Origin of the sequence: Arthrobacter sp. Leaf69 (assembly GCF_001422645.1) — a bacterium.
GTDB lineage: Bacteria > Actinomycetota > Actinomycetes > Actinomycetales > Micrococcaceae > Arthrobacter.
In genome coordinates, this window is the sequence record NZ_LMLR01000001.1 from 703,883 (window position 1) to 727,466 (window position 23,584).

The following is a 23,584-nucleotide window of genomic DNA, read 5'->3' on the forward strand; positions in this document are numbered from 1 at the left end:
TTTGCTGTTGTGGGTGGCTGGTGCGGATCACGGTGGTTCATGGTGGCGCTGGCAGCTATCGGGTTTAGGGCGCCGGCGGAACCCGGAGTACCTGGCCGGGCCGCAGGAGATGGGGGTTGTCGCCGATGACGTCCCTGTTGGCCCGGTAGATCCGGGGCCAGTCCAAGGCGATGTCGACGTCGGAGGCGTAGGGTCCCAGCCGGGCCGCGGACAGGCCCCACAGCGAATCCCCTGAGCGTACTGTCACCTCAACCCCCCGGCCGGCGGGCTGCTGGAGGCGCCGCGGCCCGCCCGCCAACGGGCCGGGTTCAATGACCGGGGGGAGCGGGCGCCACTGCGGATGGGCAACGGCGGGCGCGCCGGGCGGAGCGCCAGTCGCGGCCGGGTCCGGCGTCCGGGTCCACGCGGCAGACGCCGAGGGGGCGGGGGAGGCTGCAACAGGGAGCGACGACGCTGTCGACATGGACGGCGCGGGTGATGCCGTGGCCAGCGGTGCGGTGAGCAGCTGGAGTCCGACGGCGGCCAAGGCGAGGCGGCGCATGAATCCGGGGGCGAACTTCCCGGTAGCCGAGGCGGCACGTACCTTCCCGGACCGTTCCAGGAGCGCCGCGGTAACAGCAATGACCAGGGACATGGCCCACCAGACCGTCACGATCAGGCCGGCCGTGTTCGCCACGAGGCCCAGCTGGTCTTCGAACCCGAGGGACTCGTGGCGTGCCGAGGAGATCCGCCAGCGTTGCACCATGCTGCTGCCCGTACCGGCGAGGAACAATCCCAGCAACAACACGACGATGGCCATGGCCAAGTCTGCTCGAAGCACCTGCCGGGGCGTGGATCCCGGGGTTACCGCTGCTCTCATGTTGTGCCTGCCTCACATCGACGTGACTGCAATTGGTTAGTGTTTGGTGCAGTTTGATGCTGTTGTAAGTAGTTTGATCCCCTTTGGCTTGTTTTGTCTACAGTTGATCCGAGCGGATGCGGTTGACCCGCTAAGACCGGCTCGCCTACGCTGACGCCATGCGCTGGGATGCCCTCTTTGACGATCTGGAGACTCAACTGGCCGCCGGAGAGCGGCTGGATCTCGACGCGGAAATCACGGAGCGCACCCGGACGGAGGAGGCGGCGGTGGAGCTCGCGGACAGGCTTCGCGGCTCGCTCGGTCTGCCTATTACGGTCCGGCTGGCGTCCGGGTCGACGTTCGAGGGGACCCTGAGTCACGCGGGGAGCCAGGCACTGGTGCTGGATGAACCGCGGCATCAGGTGCTGGTTCCGTACGCGTCGGCAGTCCGTTACCTCGGACTTTCCCGGCTGGCCGTTCCCGAGCCGTCCAGAGTCCGGCAACGGCTCGGCCTGGCCAGCGCCCTGCGCGGCCTGGCCCGGGACCGCGCGGCCCTGGCGGTGCTGATTTCGGGCGGCCCGGCAGGGGAGACGACGCTCCACGGCGTGATTGACCGGGTCGGGCGCGACTACCTCGATTTGGCGGTCACCGGGGATGGCGAGGAGCGAAGGGCGGCCAACGTCCGGCAGCTGGCGACCATTCCCCTAGCCGCGCTGGCGGGAATCAGGTCGGCCCGGACTCCGGGCTCCTTGGCAGCCGGCTGTTAGGCAGCCGGGCAATGGCGGGACCGCCGCCTGCGGCGCGTCCGGCTCAGCGGGTCTTGGACTTGGCCTCTTCGATCATCCGGCTTGCTTCCGCATACCGCTCCTCAATGTACTGCTCGAGCATCTTCTCCTCGACACGCCACTGGCCCCGTCCGCCCACCTGGATGGCCTTCAGCTCGCCGCTGCGTACCAGTGCGTAAGCTGCCGGGGCATTGATCTGGAGCTGCTCTGCGACGTCGGCAAGGGTCAGGAATCGGGGCATGACACCATTTTGCCACCGATGGCTCCATCTGAGGCCTTTATCCACAGTTTGCACTTCTTTGTTCCCGAGGCTTCCCGTCAGGGCACGAAGGCGTAACAATGATCATGCCCGGCCAGTGTCGGGCGGCGACTACGGGGGGAGCGGGCGCATGAGTGCGAGCACGGTGGCTGGCGGGGCGCGGCTGAAGAAACCATCGTGGAAAGATCCCAAGCTCCTTGTTGGCGTTTTGCTCGTCCTCGCCTCCGTTGTGGGGGTCATTTCCCTGGTCGGAGCCGCGGACCAGACCGCCGAGGCGTACACCGCACGGGAAGCGATCGCAGTGGGGGAAACGTTGACCGTGGACAAACTGAACCGCGTCCGGGTCCGCCTGGGCGACGTCGAACAGCACTATCTGACGCCGGCGACCGGTGTGGCTGAAGGACTCGTTGCCGCCCAGAGAATCGGCAAGGACCAGCTGGTGCCCCGCGAGAGCTTCGGGCAGCCGGACGGCCTGGACCGGAAGCCGGTCGCGGTCACCATCGATGAGGCACTGCCGGCCCAGGCGGTGGCGGGCTCCCGCGTGGACGTCTGGGTGGCACTGCCCGACACCCGGAACGGGTTCAGCCAGCCCACCCTGCTGTTGCCCAGCGCAGAAATTGCCCAGATTACGCCGGGCAGCAGCGCCCTGGGGTCCGCCCGGTCCACCGTCGTCATGGTGCTGGTTGCGGACGAGCAGATGCCGAAGCTGCTGGGAGCGCAGGCCAACAAGGCAAAGATCTCCGTGGTCTGGAACCCGGGAGGGGCGGGCCGGTGAGCATCCCGGTCGTCACCGTCGGAGACTCGCGCGAAGACCTCGTCGGCCGGCTCGAGCGGCTCCACGGGCCGGTATCCGTGGTGCGGCGGTGCAGCGAACTGGCGGAACTCTTGGCGGCCTGCCAAGGCGGGCTGGCCCGTGCCGCCGTTGTGGCTGAGGGCAGCGAGGAACTGACGGCGTCGCTGGTCGACCGGCTGTCCGCCGTCGGCGTCGTCGTCGTTGCGTTGACCGACAGACCGGAGGAAACGGCCCGGCTCCGGGGCATCGGTGTGGCCGCCGAACTGACCGGAGTGGACGCCGCGGCGCTGGCCAACCGGATCGAAGCGGCTGTCGCATTGCTGGCGGCAGACCCGCGGCTCCGCCAGGGGGACAACGCCGTACAGGCCGTCGGCAGCACTGCCGCCGGAAGGTCAGGCGGGACAGCAGGGGAAGCGGCGGAGCGGTCCGCCGAGGGGCGGATCATTGCCGTGTGGGGCCCTGCCGGTTCGCCCGGCCGGACCATGCTCGCGGCCAACATGGCGGCAGAACTGGCAGCCGAGGGAAAATCGGTGCTGTTGGTGGATGCCGACAGCTACGGTGCCAGCATTGCTGCCATGCTTGGTCTGCTGGATGAGGCGGCCGGGCTCGCGCAGGCCTGCCGCCTGGCGGACCAGGGTCTTCTCGACGGGGAGGCCCTGCTCAGGGTGGCGGTGCCGGTGGTCACCAAAACAGGAATTTTCCACGTGCTGACCGGAATCACTCGTGCGGACCGCTGGACTGAGCTCCGCGCCGCGGCGCTTTCGCTTGTGCTGGCCAGGGCCCGGCAGGTAGCTGAGGTTATTGTCATCGATACGGGCTTCTGCCTTGAATCCGACGAAGAGCTGAGCTTCGACACCATGGCGCCGCGCCGGAACGCCGCGACGCTGAGGAGTCTTGAGCTGGCGGACACGGTGTTCGCCGTCGGGGCGGCGGACTCGATTGGCGTTCCGAGGCTGGTCCGTGGCCTCGCCGAGCTGGAAGCGGCCGTTCCGCACGTGTGTCCGCAGGTGGTGCTGAACAAGGTCCGCCAGTCCGCGGTAGGTCGCTCCCCGGAGCGGCGACTCCGCGATGCGTGGGAGAGGTACGGCCCTGCCGTCCCGGTTTCGGGGTTCCTCCCGGCGGATCCGGTCTCGACCGATGCGGCACTGCTGTCAGGGTCCCTCTTACTGGAGACTGCGCCGGATTCGCCCCTCCGACGGGGTATCGCCGCCTTGGTTTGTGCACCCGCCCAGCGAAACCGCGGATCCTCTGTATTTTCTTCCACATCGAAGCGCCGCCCAAAGGACTAGGCTCGCCATGAGGGCCGCAACGAAGCGGCCGTGAATTTTCTTTATGGAGGCGTTTGTCGATGTCGTCTGGGTCCAGCGTGGAGGATCAACCCGTTTCGATCGGTGCCGGAGCAGGCTACCTGAAGGACTACTACGAGCACCTTGCTGAAGAGGATGCCCGCGCCTACCCGGCGGAGCTGCTCGCCGCACGGGCGCAGACGCACCGCGACACGGCGGCGCAGCGGTTCCCGGGTATCGCCAACATCACCATCGCCGACGAGGCAGACCGCAGTGTCGTCTATATCGTCACCGACGATACGCCCTTCCTCGTGGACTCGGTCAACGCCGAACTGGTCCGGCAGAAGTCCCCCATCCACCTCGTGATGCACCCGCTGTTCGTCGTGACCCGCAACCGCGAGAGCGGGGAACTCGTCAAGGTCGCACGGGTTCCCTCACATCTGGGCATCTCCAGTGGCGACACGGCGGCCATGCCGAATCTCTCGCACCTGATCGCCCAGGGCGACAACGCCTCGCACATGGAATCCTGGATCGCTGTCGAAATCGACCGCGTCGACGACGCGAAGCGCGCGGCGCTGGTGGAGGGCATCGGCCGGGTGCTCGACGGAGTGCGGGCCGCCGTCGAAGACTGGCCGAAAATGCGGCACAAGGCACTCCAGATCGCGGAGGACCTCGACAAGCTGGCCAACCCTGCGCAGATCGCCGAACTCCGCCAGGCCCAGGAGCTGCTCCGCTGGCTGGATGACGGGAACTTCACGTTCCTCGGCTACCGCGAGTATGACCTCAAGAACGAATCCGGCGAGGACGTCCTGGAACCCCGGGAAGAGAGCGGCCTCGGCCTGCTGCGCGGCGGAGCCGACACCCCGCACCAGATCCAGCACCTCACCGAGGCCGGACGGAGGAAGGCCCGCGAAAAGCGCGCCCTCGTCATCACCAAGGCCAACTCCCGCTCCACCGTTCACCGCTCCGCGTACCTGGACTACATCGGCGTCAAAAGCTTCGACGCCGCCGGCAACGTCAACGGCGAACGCCGCTTCATCGGGCTCTTCGCCACCACCGCGTACGCCGGATCCGTCCGCGACATTCCGGTGGTCCGCGAAAAGGTCGCCGCCGTCCTGAGTGACGCGGGCTTCCCGCCGGACTCGCACTCCGGCAAGGATCTGCTGGGCATCCTCGAAACCTACCCGCGTGACGAGCTGTTCCAGATCGAAATCCCTGATCTGGCCGCGATCGCGACGGGTATCCAGCGGCTGCAGGAACGGCGCCGGACCCGGCTGTTCCTCCGCCCGGACATCTATGGACGTTTTATGTCAGCCCTCGTCTATCTTCCGCGTGACCGGTACACCACGAATGTGCGCCTGCGCATCGAGGAAGAGCTGCGCGAGACCTTCGACGCCGTGTCCATCGACTACGAGGCGCGGATGACGGAGTCCGCCCTGGCCCGGCTCTTCTTCCGGATCCGGCTTCCCAAGAATGCCGATGTCAGCAACGTCAACAGCGACGACCTTGAAAAGCGCCTGGTCCGGGCGGCCCGCTCGTGGAGCGAGGGCATCGCCGAGGTCCTGCATGCCCGTGCCGAGGGCGTTCAGGACGACGGCGCCCAGGAGCTTGCCGCCGTGTGGGCCGAGGCCTTCCCCGCGACCTACCGGGTGGACTATGAGGTGGAGGATGCCCTGGAGGACATCGCCCGCTTCGAGAAGTACGGAGCCGCCGCAGAGCGGGCCGGGGAGACTGTTGAGGAACAGCCCGGCGTCCACGTCTATCTGCCCCAGGGCGCCGGTGCGACGCTCGAAGAGGACGCGCGGGTCAAGCTCTACATGCTGGACCCCAAGAGTCTGAGCCAGATCCTGCCTTTCTTCCACAACCTGGGCCTGGAGGTCCTGGACGAGCGCCCGTTCGAGATCGAGACGTCGGACCACCGCGACTTCTTCCTCTACGACCTGGGCCTGAAGTACCCGGCAGGGGTGGACCCGATCAAAACGGGGCAGCTGCTGGCGGATTCCTTTGGTGCCGCGGTGTCCGGCGCCGTGGAATCGGACAGCTTCGACCGGCTGGTTCTGCGCGAGGGGATGCACTGGCGCCAGGTGGTTGTGTTGCGCGCCTACGCCAAGTACATGCGGCAGATGGGCAACACCAACTCCTACGGGTTCCTGGCTGACACGCTGCTGGCCAACCCTGATGTCAACCGCGGGCTCAGCGCCCTGTTCGAGGCCCGCTTCGATCCTTCGCTGGGCGAGGACGAGCGCCGGCTCCGGCAGAAGGAGGTCCTCGCCGGACTGGACGCGGCGATCGAACAGGTCGCAACCCTCGACGCCGACCGTGTGCTGCGCACCTTCAAGAACCTGATCCTGGCGACGCTGCGGACCAACTACTACCAGAACAAGCCGCACCTCAGTTTCAAGCTGGACCCGGCCGCCATCGATGGCCTCCCGTTCCCCACTCCGATGTTCGAGATCTGGGTCTACTCGCCCCGCGTCGAGGGTGTGCACCTGCGATTCGGCAAGGTGGCCCGCGGCGGCCTGCGCTGGTCTGACCGCCGCGAGGATTTCCGCACGGAAATCCTTGGCCTGGTCAAGGCCCAGACGGTCAAAAACGCCGTGATCGTGCCCACCGGGGCCAAGGGCGGGTTCTACGCCAAGCAGCTACCGGATCCCGCCGCGGACCGCAGCGCCTGGATGGCCGAGGGCGTCGAAAGCTACAAAACTTTCATCCGCGGCCTCCTGGATGTCACCGACAACCTCGTCACGTCGCCGGAAGGCGAGCGGCTGGTGCCGCCCGCCGACGTCGTACGGCATGACGACGACGATTCCTACCTCGTGGTCGCGGCCGACAAGGGGACGGCGTCATTCTCGGACATCGCCAACGGCCTGGCCGCGGAGTACGGTTTCTGGCTGGGAGACGCCTTCGCCTCCGGCGGCTCGGTCGGCTACGACCACAAGGCCATGGGCATCACCGCCCGCGGTGCCTGGGAGTCGGTCAAGCGCCACTTCAGCGAGCTGGACCTGGACACGCAGTCCGAGCCCTTCACGGTGGTCGGCGTCGGCGACATGTCAGGCGACGTGTTCGGCAACGGCATGCTGCTCTCGAAGCACATCCGCCTGCTCGCGGCCTTCGACCACCGGCACATCTTCCTGGACCCCACCCCGGACGAGGCCGTCTCCTTCGCCGAGCGCCAACGCCTTTTCGAGCTGCCCCGTTCCTCCTGGGACGACTACAACAAGGAACTGATCAGCGAAGGCGGGGGTGTGTTTGCCCGCCAGGCGAAGTCCATCCCGGTTTCGGCCCAGGTCCGGTCCGCGCTCGGGCTGCCCGACGGAACCACCCGGCTCAGCCCGCCCGAACTGTTGCGCGCGATCCTGCTTGCCCCCGCCGACCTGCTGTACAACGGCGGCATTGGCACGTACGTCAAGGCCAGCACGGAAACGAATGCCGTGGTCGGCGACAAGGCCAATGACTCCATCCGCGTCGACGGGCGGGAACTGCGTGTGAAGGTGGTCGGTGAAGGCGGCAACCTGGGCATGACGCAGCGGGGCCGCATTGAGGCCGCCCTCCAGGGCGTCATCCTGAACACCGACGCGATCGACAACTCCGCCGGCGTTGACTGCTCCGACCATGAGGTCAACATCAAGATCTTCGTGGACCGGATGGTCGCCGCAGGCAAGCTGGATCCTGCGGAGCGCTCGGAGTTCCTGGCCTCGATGACCGACGAAGTCGGCCGCCTGGTGCTCGAGGACAACATTGACCAGAACATCCTGCTGCTCAACGACCGGATGCGGGTTTCCGAATGGAGCCCCAGCTACGAACGGTTGATGGACTGGCTGGAGACCCACGCCGGGCTGAAGCGGGACCTTGAAGCCCTGCCGACCACGGACACGCTGCGGGAGCGGCTTGAACAGGGCCAGGGCCTGACCTCGCCCGAATTGTCCGTGCTGGCCGCCTACGCCAAGATCGAACTCGCCTCGGCGCTGCGGGACAGCGACCTGGCCGAAGATCCGTGGTTCCGGGATACCCTGCGGGCCTACTTCCCGCAGCAGCTGCGGGACAGGTTCGACGCCGAACTCGACACCCACCCGCTGCGGCGCGAGATCATCGCGACCGTCGTGGCGAACGACATGATCAACATGGGCGGGATCACCTTTGCGTTCCGCGCCATGGAGGAGACCTCGGCCACCGAGGCCGCCGTCGCCAAGGCGTTCGTGGCGCTCCGTGAAGTCTACGAACTGGACATCATGGTCGGGGAACTCAACGAGCTGCCCGCGTCCTTCCCGACGGAACACTGGAGCACCGTCCACCTGGACATCCGCCGGCTCCTGGACCGGGCCGTGCGCTGGGTCCTGAGCCAGGGCAACGCGGCCCGGCCCATTGCCGAGATCGTGGGCGAGTTCAAGCCGCTGATGGATCCGATGCGGGCGCGCCTGCTGGATTACCTGCGCGGCGACGACCGTGCCCGGGTGACCGAATGGCTCGAAAAGGCGCGCGGCTGGGAACTCCCCGAGGACCTGGCCCACCGCTGGGCGGAACTGTTCGAGAGCTTCGTGCTGCTGGACATCGCCAAGATTGTGCACGTCAGCCCGGAACCCGTCGAGAACATCGCACACGTCTACTACACGGTGTTCAACCGGTTCCATGCCGACTCCCTGCTTGAGCGCATCACAAAGCTGCCCAGGGAGGACCGCTGGCAGGCCCTGGCCCGCGCCGCCCTCCGTGACGATCTCTACTCAACCGTCTCGGATATGACGACGGCGGTGCTGGAGGCGACCACTCCGGGAATGCCCGCGGAGGAACGGCTCGCGGCCTGGGAGAGCCAGAATGTTGAGCAGCTGGGCAGGGCGAAGAGCATGTTTGACGAAGTGAACGCCCTCGAGGCCGATGACATGGCCTCGCTGTCGGTAGCATTGAGGCTCTTGAGGTCAATCGTCCGACGCTAGCCAACTGCCGGCGTCGCAACTGGAGGTGTAGTGGCAATCTTTACGGACCCCATCAGGGAGCACGCTGATTTCGGGCCGGGGGATGCCGAGTGGCTGCACCTCCTCGTCGGCGACTGGCAGATGGTCGCGGACCTGGCGTTCGCGGACCTGGCGCTGTGGTTTCCGCACCCGGAGTTCGGCTACGTGGCGCTGGCCCACGTCCGCCCCTCCACCACGCACACGGTGTTTCATGCCGACTTCGTGGGGGAGGGGATCCGGTCGGACCTGAAGCCCCTGGTCGACAAGGCATGGGAGAGCCGCACGATCGAGCGCTCCAACGAGACCAACTGGAGCAGCGACATGGCCCTCCGGGTCGAGGCTGTGCCGATGGTCCGCAACGGCCGGACGCTGGCGATCGTGACGACCCACATGGACCTTTCCAGCTCCCGGATGCCGTCACGGCTTGAGCTGACCTACCGGCAGTGCGCCTACGATCTGCTGCGGATGGGGACGCTCGGGCTGTGGCCGGACTTCGCCTCGCCCACGGGTTCCCGGCGCGGCGCGCCCCGCGTCGGTGACGGTCTCATCAGGCTCGACGCCGAGGGCATCGTCCAATACGCCAGCCCCAACGGAGTCTCAGCGTTCCGCCGGCTGGGCGACGGCGAGTCGCTTGAGGGCAGGAGCCTGGCCGAAGTGACCGCAGGACTGCTCAAGGACCGCCGCATGGTGGATGAGACCCTGCCGCTCGTTGTTACGGGGCGCATGCCGTGGCGCAGCGAAATCGAGTCCCGCGGCGTCAGCCTGTCGCTGCGGGCGATTCCCCTGCGTGACGAACAGCAGCGCTTCGGTGCCCTGGTGCTGTGCCGTGATGTCTCCGAGCTGCGGCGGCGGGAGATGGAACTCGTCACCAAGGACGCCACGATCCGCGAGATCCACCACCGGGTGAAGAACAATCTGCAGACCGTGGCTGCGCTGCTGCGGATGCAGTCACGGCGCATGGTCAGCGATGAGGCCAAGCAGGGACTTGAGCAGGCGATGCGACGGGTGGCCACCATTGCCCTTGTGCACGAGACGCTGTCGCAGGGCCTCACCCAGAGCGTCGACTTCGATGAGCTCATTGGCCGCCAGTTCCGGCTCTCGGCCGAGGTCGCCTCCCCGTCGCAGCAGGTGAAGACGGCGCGTTCGGGACTCTTCGGCGAGCTGCCCAGCGATTTTGCCACCCCGCTGGCACTGGTGATCAACGAGCTGGTGACGAACGCCGTCGAGCACGGTCTCGAGGGCCGGACCGGAACTGTCTGGCTGATCGCGGACCGCTCCGAAAGCGAGGACAGCGAAGAGCTGCTCACCGTGACCGTCGCGGATGACGGCGTTGGCATCCCGGCCACACCGTATGTGGAGGGCCTCGGCCTGCAGATCGTGCGCACCCTCGTGATGAGCGAACTGGGCGGGACTATTCAGTGGAAGGCCAGGGAAGGCGGCGGCACGGCCGTCCAGATTGTCCTGAGCCTGGCCAAACGGTAGCCGGCCGCAGGGTTTAGCGGCGGTTAAACCGCGAATGGCCGCAGACTGAGGTCTGCGGCCATTGCTGTCCTGTCGCTGCCAGCGAACCGCCGGGTGCGCCGGCGTCAGGAACCCGGTCCTAGGAGGCGCGGCGGGCCCGGGCCGCGCGGCGCTTCAGGGCGCGGCGTTCGTCTTCGCTCATGCCGCCCCAGACGCCGGCGTCCTGGCCGGACTCCAGCGCCCACTGCAGGCAGGTGTCGACAACAGGGCAACGCCGGCACACACTTTTGGCTTCCTCGATCTGCAGGAGGGCGGGGCCGGTGTTTCCTACGGGGAAGAAAAGTTCCGGGTCCTTGTCAAGGCACGCTGCGCGGTTACGCCAATCCATGCTTATCAGTCACTCCATTTCCTGGGCACTCGTTAAATGCCTTTGTGAAACTATTCACTAGAGGCTTCATAAGAAAGGGGCCCTCTGGGGCCCCCTCGGTCATCTGGTTTAAAGCGTGTCATGTTAACGCTGCGTAAACAAGGGATAACCCGCTTCAATATGCCTCGGGATCGTGAGCGATGCATCACATCAGCTGGCGGCGCCCTCACATTTAGACGACTATGTCCGGTACTGTGCCAGTGTGTCAAGAGCCTCTGAAAACCCCTCCGAGCCTGTTCCTGCAGGCCCCGGCATTCCCGCCCGGCCCGCCGGCATCCTGGTGATTGCGATCGTCGTGGCGCTGGAGGCGGCGGCGCTGCTGGTTGCGGCCATCTGGTACGGAAGCCAGCTGCTGACCGGCGCCCCGGTGCTCTCCTTCTGGGGTGCGGTGTTCACCCTGGTGCTCCTGGTGGCCTTCTCCGCCTGGCTCTTTGCGGTGGCCACCTTCCTGTTCCGCGGATACCGGTGGCCGCGGGCAGGTGCGCTGGTGGCGCAGCTCTTCACCCTTACCATCGGCTTTCCCACTATGTCGGGCGGATACCCCCTGGCGGGCCTGGCCATGCTGGTGCCGGCGGCCCTCGCCATCGTGCTGCTGTTTGACAAACGCGTCATCGCGTTCGCATCACGCCCCGGTGGAGCTCCTCCCGCCCTGTAACCCGCGCCTCACGGTCCTCACCCGCTGAGGTCTGCCGCAGGATCGAACGCCAGCTGGACCACCCGGGAGCGCCCATCCGCAATCACGACCGCGCGCCCCGGCGGAGGACTCGGCTCGGGTTCGTACCGGACTCCAAACAGTTCTCCGTCCATTAGTCCCCGCGGTGCGATCAACACGCCCCGCCCCTGGGCGGCCGCGTTCTGAACCAGTGGAACACGTTGCCGGATGCCCGGGTTGTAGCCGGCCGTGAGGACCACCCGCCATCCGAGGCTGTTCAACAGGAGCAGCCGGCTGTTGGTTTCGGACGACTGCAGATCGAGGTCGTCCGCCAAGAGAACCGCTGCCGGATCCAGTGTGCCGGCGAGCGCGGCGTCGTGGGTCCTGGACCAGTGCCGCTCCGGATCCGTGACGGGCGGAGCGTGAACCCAGCTGACTTCAGGGTTGAGGCCGGGTAGGGCGCGAAGCAGCGAGCTCTTTCCGGAGGCGTGACCGCCGAGGACGGCGAGGACAGCGCCCCGAGGCAGGTGAATGCCTGCCGGGAGGAGCTCGTCGCCTCCGACTCCAAGCCACAGGGGGCCGGGCGGGGGAGGACGGCCTGGTGCCCGGGATCGGACGTCAGCGACCGAAACCAGCCCGGGGAGAGGCTCGACCCGGAAGGGCCGGGTCCCCGGTGTCACAGCCCCGTCCCGGAGGGCAGGGGGCAGGGTCCCGAAGAGCTGTCCCACGTGACCCTCAGTAGAGGCAGCAGGCGACACGGGCCCAAGAACCACCACGCGGCCCGCGGCGGCGTCGATGTCGGGCAGCCGCGGCCAGGCGAGCAGGGCCTCGTCCGTCGATCCGGCAGGCAGGAAGATCCGGTTGGGGATCGCGGCGAAGAACCGTGCGGTCACCAGCTCGCGTTCACCTGCCACAAGCACCGTGATCGCGGCCCTGGCGCCGTCGCGCATCAGGTCCTGGACGATGTCCTCGGCCCAGGCCAAGGGGCTGGCCCGAATCGACGATACCCACGTTCCCCAGCCGCACAGTGCGAGGACGAGCGCGGGTGCGTGGGTCGTGTCCGCGGCGCTAAGGCGCCGGGTCATTTCTTCCGAGATCCGCTCCAGGACGCGCACGGCCCGGCGGAGTTCGTGCACGCCCACAACGGCCCCCACCCTGGGCGAGGTGACCGCAGCGCTGAACGCACCGGCAGCGTCCAGCAGATACAGGTGGGATTCGTCCCCGCAGCTCAGGAGCTGATCCACGATGAGCCGCAGCGCGGCGTCGCTACCGCCGGTGCTGCCCGAGATCAGTCCCAGATGGCCGTGTGTGCCCGGAACCCACCCGAACTCAGTGACCCGTTGCTCTTCGGGGATGTCCAACAGCCCGAGCCTGATCCGGTCGAGGCGACCATCCACGGGAAAGGCCGGCTGCGTGGGGAGGGGCGCTGCTACCGGCCGTCGCAGGGGGCCGCCGCCTGACGACGCCCAGAGGGCGCGTACTTCGTCGGTCAGCCGGGCCGCCGCTGACGCGAATGGTGCAGCGGGGTCTTCCGCCGGGAGGGTGGACCGGTCCGCTGTCCGGCGGTTGAGGAATTCCATCACCTCCATCACATGCGGGCCGAGGGCTGTCCCTTGCCCGGGTGGGGTGACGGTGGCCGTCTGAAACTCCTCCGGCTCCCCGTTTCCGCGGACCAGGTAGGCGCGCCCGGGGCGGGTGATCGGGATGCCTGCCGCCACCCGGGAATTGATGACGTCGAGGGACTCCATGTCCGATTGGACCCTCAAAGCGATGCAGCTGGTCACGTTCGCACGGATATCGGCAGACACGGCGCCTTGGGGACGCTGGGTTGCCATCACGAGGTGCACGCCGAGGGAGCGGCCGATGGCGGCAATCCGCATAAGCTCGGCCAGGGCAGCAGGGGCCTCGTCCACGAGCATCCTGAATTCGTCGATGATGAGGACCAGGCGGGGCAGCGGCGGCCCGGATGGATCAAGCAACTCGTAGGCCGTGAGGTCGGCGGCCCGGAACGCGGCCAGGAGTTCCTCCCGGCGGCGCACTTCGGCCGCCAGGGAGACCAGGGTGCGCGCCACCTCAGACGTATCGAGGTCCGTGAGGAGCCCAACGCAGTGGGCGAGACCGGCCAGCGGCCGCAGGCCGGAGCCGCCCTTGAAATCAATGAACAGCAGATTGACCCGCCCGGGGGAATGGGCGGCCGCCAGCGCAGCCGCCAGGGTCCGGAGGAACTCTGATTTGCCTGAACCGGTGGTGCCCGCCACGAGGACGTGGGGACCGTCCGCCTGCAGATCCAGCTGCAGAGGACCGGAACGTCCGACGCCGACCACCACCCGAAGCCCCGGCGTGCCTGCCGAGCCGCTCCAGCGCCGGGAAATGTCCCGCGCTGAAAACGGGAGAAGCCCGCTGAGTGAGCAAGCGCCCGGGATTCCCGTCCGGGGAGCCGACAAGGGTGCCCTGGCCCCAAGGCGGCGGCAGTTGCGGTCGAAGACGCCGGCCGGAACAAGATCGGGAGTGAACTCCAGCGAGGAGCGGGCGGTTGAAAGCCGTCCGGTGCGCTCAGTAAGGGTGATTGCCGCGCCGGCGTCCGGTTCGCCGGTGCAGTCGACCACCTGCCAGCCGCGGCCGGCCGCCACCGCGCGCAGTGTTCGGGAGGCGGTAGCGTCAGCAATGATCAGCACCCCGCGCTCAAAGTCCCCGTCCGGGCAGTCCGCGAGAATTTCCAAGGTAGTGGCCTCATGCGCCGAGAGAGTTGCCGTGGCCAGGAAGCGTGCCGGCAGGAGCCAAGGGGTAGGCCCATGAATGAGGATCCTGGTCCGCAGTGCCGCGGGGTAGGAGGCAAGCTGCAGCACGAAAGATCTGAGCAGCCCGGCGACAGCAGGTTCCGGGCCGCGGAGGCTCGTCACCGCCGTCGCCGGGTCCAGAGTTACGGGGACCATACCCAGCGATGGTGGCCGGAAACCCGGGTCCGGCGGTTCCAGCCGGATGTTCGCGGCGCTCTGTGCCTGTCCGAGCCGCAACCAGACAGGGCCCGGCGTCGTGGAAACCTCGCCGGGGCCGGGTGCCGCGGACAAACCCCGCAGGGACAATTCGCCCGCGGACGGTGCGGCCCGCCGCCGTCGATCCGTGTCCGCGAGGACGGCCGCCGCGACGGCCGCCCTGAGTTCGCGGCGTTGCCGTCTGCCGGACACGACCGGCACCAGGACCGACACCGCGGAGACGGCGGTGAAGGCCAGGAAGATCCACATTCCGGTCACAGCGGCCAGGCCGGTCCCGATGGCCAGGGGCAGTCCGGCCGCCAGGAAGAGCGCCGCCCTGTTGCTGTTCGCCGCAGGGTTGCTGACCACGAGAGGCGCCGAAACGTCGGAACCGGCGGAGCGCAGGGCGCCGGAGTCCAGCGGCGCACCGAAAACCAGCGACATCGACGAACCCCCGCACCCGATCAGGGCGTCGGTAGATATGGTGGCCGCCTGCACCTTCCGGCCGTCGACGGTGATCCCGTTGGCGCTGCCGAGGTCGAGGAGGGTGACGGCGGAGTCGGAGACGTCCAGTTGCGCATGTTCGTGGGATAACTCGGGGTCCGGAATGTCGATCTCCGTGCCGCCGCGTCCGATCCGGAACCGGCCTCGCCGCAGGGGAACGATCAGGCCGGCGCCCGGCCCGCTGTGCACGGCGAGCACGAGCGGCACCGCGCCGCCCGTCAGTACTGCGCCGCCCGTCAGTACTGCGCCCCCCGTCGGCAGTGCCCCGTCCACCAAGACCGCGCCGTGGACGAGGGGGCGCTCGCCGACGGTGCATGCAGCGACCGGAACGCGGTCCACGGTCAGCTCCCCGGTCCGGTAGCGCCGGGAGATGGCCGACTGCAGCTCCGCCCCGGGGCACGTGGGCGGCACCTCGATGGCTAATTCCAGAACGCCGGAACGGAGGGAAGATCCCGGCGCCGGAACGAGGGAGCAGTGCAGCATCATCGGCTGAGGGTCCTTTCCCGCGGCGCCGCTTGGATCCAACGCTAGGGCTTGGCTGCGGTGGCTGGCGACAGGGAAATGCTGCTATGTGGAAAGCGGTGCTGACCTCGGAGAACAATCAAATTGCGGGGCCTGCGGCGTGCCCGGCCGGGGACCCCGATTCGCGGGTTCGGGCCTTGTCTCGGGTAGGCTGGACCAGCAGACAATGCACGACGTTGGGCTGCCCACATTCGAACCAGGAGATTTTGTGACCGCTGACCTTGTCATCGTAGGCTCAGGCTTTTTCGGCCTGACAATCGCAGAACAGGCCGCCACGGAGCTGGGCTTGAAGGTCGTTGTCATCGACCGCCGCCACCACATCGGCGGCAATGCTTACAGCGAGAAGGACGAACAGACCGGCATCGAAGTGCACCGTTACGGCGCGCACCTCTTCCACACGTCGAACGAGCGTGTCTGGGAGTACGTCAACCGTTTCACGACATTCACCAACTACGTGCACAAGGTGTACGGCGTCCACAAGGGCGAGGTTTACTCCCTGCCCATCAACCTGGCAACGATCAACCAGTTCTTCCGCGCCAACCTGACTCCCGGCCAGGCGCAGGAACTGATCAAGGAACAGGCCGGCGAACTCGCCGGTACCGACCCGCAGAACCTGAACGACAAGGGCATCCAGCTCATCGGACGTCCGCTGTACGAGGCGTTTATCAAGCACTACACCGGCAAGCAGTGGCAGACGGATCCCAAGGACCTGCCCGCAGGCATCATCTCGCGCCTCCCGGTGCGCTACAACTACGACAACCGCTACTTCAACGACAAGTACGAGGGCCTGCCGACCAACGGTTACACCGCGTGGATCGAGAAGATGGCGGAACACCCGAACATCGAGGTCCGGCTGAACACCGACTTCTTTGACGAGTCGCACGAGTACAGCAAGAACAAGGTCGTCGGAAACATCCCCGTCGTCTACACCGGCCCCGTGGACCGCTACTTTGATTTCGCCGAGGGCGATCTTTCCTGGCGCACCATCGACTTCGAGGAAGAAGTGCTCGACGTCGGCGATTTCCAGGGAACGTCCGTGGTGAACTACAACGACGCCGATGTGGCCTACACCCGCATCATCGAGCCGCGCCACTTCCACCCGGAGCGGGACTACCAAACGGAACAGACCGTCATCATGCGCGAGTTCTCCCGCGCCGCGGAGAAGGGCGACGAGCCCTACTACCCCATCAACACGGCTGCGGACCGCGAACGCCTGCTCAAATACCGCGACCTCGCGGCCGCCGAGAAGGACGTCCTGTTCGGCGGACGCCTCGGCACGTACAAGTACCTGGACATGCATATGGCCATCGGGTCCGCCCTGACCATGTTCGACAACACGATCCGCCCCCACTTCGAGGCCGGCGCCCAAATTGAAAGCGGAGGAGTGGACGCGTGAGCGGAGACCAGCAAGTTAAGGAGACCGTCCCGGCCGCAGCAGGGAACGACGCCGGCTGGCAGACCGTCCAGCGCGTCATACTCCCGGGGGAGCGCGGGCTTGAGACGCTTCCGCTCTACATGGACTCCGGAGTGGTCAGCAGCAGCTCCGATGTCTCCTCGGAATTGTCCGGGCTTGGCCGGACGAAAACTCCGATCAAGGTCCTGAACGCACCGCGGGCTGCCCACCCCGACGACGTGACGTCCCGGACCAGCGCCTCAGTGCGCGCGGGCGAACGCATCTCCTTCGGCACCTACTTCAACGCCTTCGCCGCAAGCTACTGGCGTCGCTGGACGACGGTGGAAGAGATCCGCCTCAACGTGCGGACCTCCGGACGCGGCACTGTCAGCGTCTACCGCTCCAACGCCCGCGGTTCGCTGCAGCATGTGGAGACCAAAAGGGTCGTCGGCGACGCCCAGACGGAGTTCAACCTGTCTCTGGCCCCCTTCGGCGACGGCGGCTGGTACTGGTTCGACGTGACCGCCGGAACTGACGCGATGCAGTTTGTCGGAGCGGAATGGCAGGCCAACGCGCAGCGACGGCTGACCGGCTCGATTACCCTCGAAATCACTACCCTGAACAAGACGGCCTACTGCATCAACAACCTCCGCATCCTGGGACAGCATCCCGAGGCGCTGGAGCAGGTCAAAGAGGTCATCGTCGTCGACCAAGGCACCGAAAAAGTGGCGGAAGCCGACGGTTTCGCCGAGGTCGAGAGTGCGCTCGGCGGCAAGCTCCGCATCATCGACCAGAACAACCTCGGCGGATCGGGCGGCTTCGCCCGCGGCATGTACGAGGCCGTGGAAAACAACAGCGACTACGTCCTGCTGCTGGACGACGACGTCGTTATCGAACCTGAAAGCATCACCCGGCTGGGCATCTTTGCGGATTACTGCAAGAAGCCCACCCTGGTGGGAGGCCACATGTTCGACCTCCACGACCGGAACGTCCTCCACACCCTCGGCGAGGTGGTCAACCCGTACATCATCGGCCCCGCCGAACCGAACTCCGACCAGGAAATGCGCCACAACTTCGCGCAGCGGAACCTGCGGGACACTCCGTGGATGCACCGGCGCGTGGACGTGGATTACAACGGCTGGTGGATGTGCATGATCCCTACCGAAGTCATCCGCGAGATCGGTCTGTCCCTGCCCGTGTTCATCAAATGGGATGACACCGAATACGGCGTCCGCGCGAAGGCCGCCGGCTTCAACACAGTCTCCCTGCCCGGTTCGGCCGTCTGGCACGTTTCCTGGATCGACAAGGACGACCTCGTGGGGTGGCAGTCGTACTTCCACACCCGGAACCGCTTCATTTACGCGCTGCTGCACAGCCCGTACGAGTTCGGCGGCGGCCTCGTGGAAAACTCGATCAAGCTGGACCTCAAGCACAACATTTCAATGCAGTACTACACCGTCCAGGGCCGGATCGAGGCCATGAAGGACCTGCTTCGGGGACCGGCCGGCCTGCATGACATGCTGCCCACCAAGCTGCCGGAGATCCGGGCCATGGCGCAGCAGTTTTCCGAGGCGCAGTTCAAGCCGAGCGTTGACGATTTCCCGTCTGTGAGGTCGACGAAGGTTCCCCGCCGCGGTAAAGGTGTCTCGGTGCCGTCCTATCTGCAGCTTCTGCCGTGGGTGGCGAAGACAGTGGTCCGGCAAGTAGGTTTCCCGGTCTCGGAGTCCAGCAAATCTCATCCCGAGACCCTCGTGGCGCATCAGGACAACAAGTGGTGGCGGGTGTCGCAGTTCGACAGCGCCCTGGTATCCAATGCCGAGGGGACCGCTGCGTCCTGGTACAAGCGGGATCCCAGCCGGGTCCGCAAACTCATGGCCGAAGGGCTGAAGGTTTACGGCGAGGTGCTGCGCAGGTGGCCCGCCCTGAAGCAGGAGTATCGCGGCGCCCTCGCCGAGATCACCTCCATGGATGCGTGGAAGAAGACGTTCGACGCCAACAGCGGGGACAGGGACGGTAGATGAGTTCCACCACCCAGGAACTGGTACAACCGGGGCTTGGCAGAGGTCTTGCCGACGTGGCCCGCTCGAGATTTCTGCTGAAACTGCTGGTCCGCAAGGAACTCAAGGTCCGCTACAGGGGTTCTGTTTTGGGACTCCTGTGGTCCTACGTCAAGCCCGGCGTCCAGTTCATCGTCTTCTACATCGCCTTGGGCGTGTTCCTGGGACTCGAGAAGAGCCCCCGGAATCCGGACGGTCTGAACAATTACGCGGTGTACCTGTTCTCCGGCATCATCCTGATCAACTTCTTCACCGAGGCGCTGGGAAATGCTGCGCGGTCGATCGTGCACAACGGGAACCTGATCAAGAAGATCTATCTCCCTCGGGAGCTCTTCCCGATCGCGTCCGTGTGGGTCTCGGCGGTGCACTTCTTCCCGCAGATCGTGGTTCTGGTGATCGCCTGCATCTTTACCGGCTGGCACCCCGGATTGTTCGAGTTGCTTGCGGCGATTGCAGGGTTCACCATCGTGGCGCTGCTGGCCGCCGGACTGGGGCTGCTCTTCGGTGCCGCAAACGTGTACTACCGCGACTCGGAGAACATCGTGGACATGCTCCTGATGATCGCCACGTGGGCCTCACCCGTGCTGTATGCGTGGACCATGGTGCAGCGACAGCTGGGGGACGTCGCGTTTGCGGTCTATCAAGCCAACCCGATCACGGTCGGTGTCGAGCTCTTCCACTATGCGTTCTGGTTCCCGACGACGAACGGTTCCTCACCCATGCCGCCCGACCTTTTCAGCCTGTGGCTTCCGGTGGGCCTGGTCATCTCGTTCCTTGTCCTGGTCCTGGGGCAAATCACTTTCCGGCGGCTCGAGGGCCGCTTCGCACAGGAGCTCTGAGTGGCCAACGCAATCGAAGTTTCCGGCATCAGCAAGCAGTTTGTCCTCCGTCATACCCGTTCCATCAAAGAAACCGTTGTGTGGCTGGCCAAGGGCAGGAGGGGCGATCTTTCCAAGAAATTCCATGCCCTTAAAGACGTGTCACTGGACGTCGAGGCGGGGGAGACCGTGGCACTGCTTGGCCTCAACGGGTCGGGTAAATCCACGCTTCTGAAGCACATCTCGGGTGTGATGCTCCCCGATTCCGGCACCGTACGGACCCGGGGACGGGTCGCCGGGCTCATCGAAGTCGGCGCAGGCTTCCACCACGACCTTTCCGGCCGTGACAACGTCTACCTGAACGGTGCCATCCTGGGGATGACTGAACAGGAGGTCAATGACCGTTTCGACGCGATCGTCGAGTTCGCGGAGATCGGCGAGTTCATTGACACCGAAGTCAGGTTCTACTCTTCGGGAATGTACCTGCGGCTGGCATTCTCCGTGGCCGTCCACACGGATCCCGAGGTCTTCCTGATCGATGAAATCCTCGCCGTGGGCGACGAACCGTTCCAGCGCAAGTGCATCGGCAAGATCCAGGAGCTGGCAGAACGGGGCAAGACGCTCGTCGTCGTCAGCCACGACCTGGACCTGGTCTCCCGGATCTGCGCCCGCGGTGTCCTGCTGGAGCAGGGAAATGTTTTGTTTGACGGGCCGATCAGCGAGGCCGTTAGCAGGCTCCGCAGCTAGTCGGCAGACCCTGCTGCTGCGCCGTCGCGGCGAAGCAGCAGCTAGTGTGGAGACAGGTCCCCTGGCCCCGCCATCAGGTATGAGAGAAAAGGCACGAGTATCGTGAAGATTGCTGTAATTGCGTTGGGAAAGATCGGCCTGCCCCTGGCCGTCCAGTTTGCCTCCAAGGGCCATGAGGTCGTCGGCGTGGACGTTAACCGGCAGGTCGTGGACCTCATCAACGCCGGTACGGAGCCGTTTCCCGGCGAAGCCCACCTGCAGGAAAAACTCTCCGAACTGGTGCCGGCAGGGAAGCTCAGGGCCACCACCGACTACGCGGACGCGGTCCCCGAAGCCGACGTCGTTGTCCTCGTCGTGCCGCTGTTCGTCGATGCCGAAGCGAACCCCGACTTCGGCTGGATGGACGCGGCCACCGCGGAACTGGCAAAGCACCTGACGCCCGGGACCCTGGTTTCCTACGAAACCACCCTGCCCGTCGGAACCACCCGGAGCCGCTGGAAGCCCGCCCTGGAATCCGCCTCCGGCCTGGTCGAAGGACGGGACTTCCACTTGGTGTTCTCTCCCGAACGTGTCCTCACCGGCCGGGTCTTCGAAGACCTGCGCAAGTACCCCAAGCTCGTGGGCGGACTGTCCGACGCCGGGGCAGCGAAAGCCGTCGAGTTTTATCAGGCCGTGCTGGACTTCGACGAGCGGACGGATCTGGCACGCCCGAACGGCGTGTGGGACCTGGGCTCCGCCGAGGCGTCCGAGATGGCGAAACTGGCCGAAACCACCTACCGCGATGTGAACATCGGACTCGCCAACCAGTTCGCCCGGTATGCCGCCACTGCGGGCATCGACATCTACCAGGTCATCGAGGCCGCCAACTCCCAGCCGTACAGCCACATCCACACCCCGGGCATCGCCGTCGGCGGCCACTGCATCCCCGTCTACCCGAGGCTGTATCTCTGGAACGATCCGGCGGCCACGGTAGTGCGCGCGGCCCGGGAAGCAAATGCCGACATGCCTGCCTACACCATCGGACTGCTCGAGGGGGCCTACGGCGACCTCGCCGGCGCCCGCGTGGTGGTGCTTGGCGCTGCCTACCGCGGCGGCGTCAAGGAAACCGCGTTTTCCGGCGTCTTCGACGCCGTCAGGGCACTCGAGCAGCGTGGTGCCGCCGCGCTGGTCCATGACCCGCTGTACACCGACGAGGAACTCCAGAAGCTGGGCTTCCAGCCGTACCATCTGGGTGAGCCGGTCGACGCGGCCGTGGTCCAGGCGGACCACGCCGAGTACCGCACGCTGGGCCCGCAGGACCTGCCGGGTGTCCGGGTCTTCATCGACGGCCGCCGGGTGAGCAGCCCGGAGGCATGGGTCGGCGTCGAGTACCGTGTCATCGGCAAGGCCTGACCTGAGTCCGCGCGCCGAACACTTTTCCCTTTGACAGGAGATCCACGATGAATAACATTGCCCCGAGCGCTGATGTTTCGGACCGCGCCGTGCTGGGCGCCGGCACCAAGATCTGGCATCTGGCCCAGGTGCGCGAGGACGCCACCCTGGGAGAAAACTGCATCGTCGGCCGCGGTGCCTACGTCGGCACCGGTGTCCAGATTGGCGATAACACCAAGATCCAGAACTACGCGCTGGTCTACGAACCCGCCAGGCTGGGAAACGGCGTCTTCATCGGACCCGCAGTGGTCCTGACGAACGACACCTACCCCCGGTCCATCAGCCCCGACGGATCCCTGAAGAGCGCCCACGACTGGACTCCGGTGGGCGTCACCATCGAGGATGGGGCGTCCATTGGGGCGCGGGCCGTCTGTGTGGCCCCCGTGACGATCGGACGCTGGGCGACCATCGCCGCAGGCGCCGTGGTCACGAAGGATGTACCGGCCTTCGCCCTGATGGCGGGAGTGCCGGCCAAGCGGCTCGGGTGGGTCGGCAAGGCCGGCTTCCCGCTGCGCGAGGAGGACGGGTTCTGGGTCTGCCCCGAGACAGGGGCCAAATATGTTGAGCAAGAAGACTTCCTGAAAGAGGCAGAGGACAACGCATGAGCCTGGACTTTATCCCCGCAGCCAAGCCGATCATCGGCGATGAAGAGCGGGCGGCCGTCGACGCCGTACTGGCATCCGGAATGCTGGCCCAAGGCAAGCAGGTGGCGGACTTCGAAACGGAGTTCTCCTCGGTGCTGGTCGATGGCCGCGCCGCCGTTGCCGTGAACTCCGGCACCTCCGGACTGCACCTCGGCCTCCTGGCCGCCGGCGTCGGCCCCGGCGACGAGGTGATCGTGCCGTCGTTCACGTTCGCCGCCACCGGCAACTCCGTCGCGCTGACCGGAGCCACTCCCGTCTTCGCCGACATCGAGCTGGACCACTACACCCTGGACACGGACCACGTCGCGTCGCTCATCACCGAGAAGACCAAGGGCATCATGCCGGTGCACCTTTACGGGCACCCGTTCGACGTCGAAGGCCTCGGCAGGCTTGCCGCGGAGCGCGGCATCGACCTCTACGAGGACGCAGCCCAGGCCCACGGAGCCAGCTTCAACGGCCAGAAGGTCGGCAGTTTCGGCACCTTCGCCATGTTCAGCCTGTACCCGACGAAGAACATGACCTCCGGCGAGGGCGGCATGGTCACGACGTCGGACGCCGCCGTCGAGCACCGGCTGCGGCTGCTGCGCAACCAGGGCATGGAGAAGCAGTACCAGAACGAAATCGTCGGATTCAACGCCCGCATGACCGACCTGCACGCCGCCATTGGCCGCGTCCAGCTCACCAAGGTGCTGGGCTGGACCGCGCAGCGCCAGCAGAACGCTGCGTTCCTGGACGCTAACCTGGAGAACGTGGGAACGCCGCTGGTCAAGGCCGGGGCAGGCCACGTCTACCACCAGTACACGATCCGTGTGCCCGAGGACCGCGACGGACTGGCCAAGGCACTGCGGGACGAATACAACATCGGAACCGGTGTGTACTACCCGGTCCCGAACCATCGCCTTCCGTCCTTCAACCGGACCGAAGACCTGCCCAATACCGAAACGGCGGCCAAAGAAGTGCTCTCCCTGCCGGTCCACCCGTCCCTGAGCCAGGACGACCTCGAGCGCATCGTCGCTGCAGTCAACGCCGTCTCCAAGGCCGGTGCCTGA

General features: G+C 66.4%; 17 protein-coding genes. 13 read left to right on the forward strand and 4 right to left on the reverse strand.

What is annotated here, in order from left to right:
* Positions 1-64: 64 nt before the first annotated feature.
* A complete protein-coding gene (locus tag ASE96_RS03255) occupies positions 65-859 on the reverse strand; it encodes a LysM peptidoglycan-binding domain-containing protein (protein WP_082492543.1) in 795 nt (264 codons plus the stop codon).
* Between the two features lie 158 nt (positions 860-1,017).
* On the opposite strand from ASE96_RS03255, the gene ASE96_RS03260 reads away from it, so the two are divergent.
* Complete coding sequence (locus tag ASE96_RS03260) at positions 1,018-1,605, forward strand: hypothetical protein (RefSeq protein WP_056425850.1); 588 nt, start codon at positions 1,018-1,020, stop codon at positions 1,603-1,605.
* 43 nt (positions 1,606-1,648) lie between these two features.
* Here ASE96_RS03260 and ASE96_RS03265 read toward each other — a convergent pair whose 3' ends face one another.
* Positions 1,649-1,864, reverse strand: coding sequence for a helix-turn-helix domain-containing protein (locus ASE96_RS03265; RefSeq protein ID WP_056425852.1), 216 nt, complete (start codon positions 1,862-1,864; stop codon positions 1,649-1,651).
* A gap of 148 nt (positions 1,865-2,012) precedes the next feature.
* Between ASE96_RS03265 and ASE96_RS03270 the strand changes: the two genes are divergently transcribed.
* The 4 genes from ASE96_RS03270 to ASE96_RS03285 are packed head-to-tail and all read left to right on the forward strand — an operon-like array spanning position 2,013 to position 10,389.
* Positions 2,013-2,657 carry a hypothetical protein gene (locus ASE96_RS03270; RefSeq protein ID WP_056425854.1) on the forward strand — a complete coding sequence of 215 codons (645 nt, stop codon included), beginning with the start codon at positions 2,013-2,015 and terminating at the stop codon, positions 2,655-2,657.
* Positions 2,654-3,964 (forward strand): AAA family ATPase, encoded by a 1,311-nt coding sequence (locus ASE96_RS03275; protein ID WP_056425857.1) that lies wholly within the window; start codon positions 2,654-2,656, stop codon positions 3,962-3,964. The genes ASE96_RS03270 and ASE96_RS03275 overlap by 4 nt, the downstream gene beginning before the upstream one ends.
* A 59-nt stretch (positions 3,965-4,023) precedes the next feature.
* Positions 4,024-8,889, forward strand: coding sequence for an NAD-glutamate dehydrogenase (locus ASE96_RS03280; protein WP_056425860.1), 4,866 nt, complete (start codon positions 4,024-4,026; stop codon positions 8,887-8,889).
* Between the two features lie 30 nt (positions 8,890-8,919).
* Entirely contained in the window at positions 8,920-10,389 is a 1,470-nt protein-coding gene (locus tag ASE96_RS03285; protein ID WP_056425862.1) for a sensor histidine kinase, read from the forward strand.
* 118 nt (positions 10,390-10,507) lie between these two features.
* On the opposite strand, the gene ASE96_RS03290 is transcribed toward ASE96_RS03285, so the two are convergent.
* The gene (locus tag ASE96_RS03290) at positions 10,508-10,756 is read right to left on the reverse strand and encodes a WhiB family transcriptional regulator (protein WP_003804966.1); all 249 of its coding nucleotides are present in this window, start codon (positions 10,754-10,756) and stop codon (positions 10,508-10,510) included.
* A 241-nt stretch (positions 10,757-10,997) separates the two neighbouring features.
* Between ASE96_RS03290 and ASE96_RS03295 the strand changes: the two genes are divergently transcribed.
* Positions 10,998-11,450 carry a hypothetical protein gene (locus tag ASE96_RS03295; RefSeq protein ID WP_235500088.1) on the forward strand — a complete coding sequence of 151 codons (453 nt, stop codon included), beginning with the start codon at positions 10,998-11,000 and terminating at the stop codon, positions 11,448-11,450.
* A gap of 17 nt (positions 11,451-11,467) precedes the next feature.
* On the opposite strand, the gene ASE96_RS03300 is transcribed toward ASE96_RS03295, so the two are convergent.
* Positions 11,468-15,409: an FtsK/SpoIIIE domain-containing protein gene (locus ASE96_RS03300; protein ID WP_056425864.1), complete on the reverse strand. Its 3,942-nt coding sequence runs from the start codon at positions 15,407-15,409 to the stop codon at positions 11,468-11,470.
* 244 nt (positions 15,410-15,653) lie between these two features.
* On the opposite strand from ASE96_RS03300, the gene glf reads away from it, so the two are divergent.
* From glf to ASE96_RS03335, 7 genes are all read left to right on the forward strand, one after another.
* A complete protein-coding gene (glf, locus tag ASE96_RS03305; RefSeq protein ID WP_056425866.1) occupies positions 15,654-16,841 on the forward strand; it encodes a UDP-galactopyranose mutase in 1,188 nt (395 codons plus the stop codon).
* On the forward strand, positions 16,838-18,859 hold the full coding sequence (locus ASE96_RS03310) for a glycosyltransferase (protein ID WP_442853876.1): 2,022 nt from the start codon (positions 16,838-16,840) through the stop codon (positions 18,857-18,859). Before glf ends, ASE96_RS03310 begins: the two co-directional genes overlap by 4 nt.
* Positions 18,856-19,734 (forward strand): ABC transporter permease, encoded by an 879-nt coding sequence (locus ASE96_RS03315; protein ID WP_056425869.1) that lies wholly within the window; start codon positions 18,856-18,858, stop codon positions 19,732-19,734. Before ASE96_RS03310 ends, ASE96_RS03315 begins: the two co-directional genes overlap by 4 nt.
* The gene (locus ASE96_RS03320; protein WP_056425872.1) at positions 19,735-20,460 is read left to right on the forward strand and encodes an ABC transporter ATP-binding protein; all 726 of its coding nucleotides are present in this window, start codon (positions 19,735-19,737) and stop codon (positions 20,458-20,460) included.
* A gap of 102 nt (positions 20,461-20,562) precedes the next feature.
* Positions 20,563-21,852 carry a nucleotide sugar dehydrogenase gene (locus tag ASE96_RS03325; RefSeq protein ID WP_056425875.1) on the forward strand — a complete coding sequence of 430 codons (1,290 nt, stop codon included), beginning with the start codon at positions 20,563-20,565 and terminating at the stop codon, positions 21,850-21,852.
* 47 nt (positions 21,853-21,899) lie between these two features.
* Positions 21,900-22,496 carry an acyltransferase gene (locus ASE96_RS03330; protein WP_056425878.1) on the forward strand — a complete coding sequence of 199 codons (597 nt, stop codon included), beginning with the start codon at positions 21,900-21,902 and terminating at the stop codon, positions 22,494-22,496.
* Positions 22,493-23,584, forward strand: coding sequence for a DegT/DnrJ/EryC1/StrS family aminotransferase (locus tag ASE96_RS03335; protein ID WP_056425881.1), 1,092 nt, complete (start codon positions 22,493-22,495; stop codon positions 23,582-23,584). Before ASE96_RS03330 ends, ASE96_RS03335 begins: the two co-directional genes overlap by 4 nt.

Coding starts and splice junctions, on each gene's coding strand:
- ASE96_RS03255 (WP_082492543.1), bottom strand. CDS start 859: ATGAGAGCAGCGGTAACCCCGGGATCCACGCCCCGGCAGGTGCTTCGA.
- ASE96_RS03300 (WP_056425864.1), bottom strand. CDS start 15,409: ATGATGCTGCACTGCTCCCTCGTTCCGGCGCCGGGATCTTCCCTCCGT.
- ASE96_RS03260 (WP_056425850.1), top strand. CDS start 1,018: ATGCGCTGGGATGCCCTCTTTGACGATCTGGAGACTCAACTGGCCGCC.
- ASE96_RS03335 (WP_056425881.1), top strand. CDS start 22,493: ATGAGCCTGGACTTTATCCCCGCAGCCAAGCCGATCATCGGCGATGAA.
- ASE96_RS03270 (WP_056425854.1), top strand. CDS start 2,013: ATGAGTGCGAGCACGGTGGCTGGCGGGGCGCGGCTGAAGAAACCATCG.
- ASE96_RS03290 (WP_003804966.1), bottom strand. CDS start 10,756: ATGGATTGGCGTAACCGCGCAGCGTGCCTTGACAAGGACCCGGAACTT.
- ASE96_RS03315 (WP_056425869.1), top strand. CDS start 18,856: ATGAGTTCCACCACCCAGGAACTGGTACAACCGGGGCTTGGCAGAGGT.
- ASE96_RS03330 (WP_056425878.1), top strand. CDS start 21,900: ATGAATAACATTGCCCCGAGCGCTGATGTTTCGGACCGCGCCGTGCTG.
- ASE96_RS03265 (WP_056425852.1), bottom strand. CDS start 1,864: ATGCCCCGATTCCTGACCCTTGCCGACGTCGCAGAGCAGCTCCAGATC.
- ASE96_RS03280 (WP_056425860.1), top strand. CDS start 4,024: ATGTCGTCTGGGTCCAGCGTGGAGGATCAACCCGTTTCGATCGGTGCC.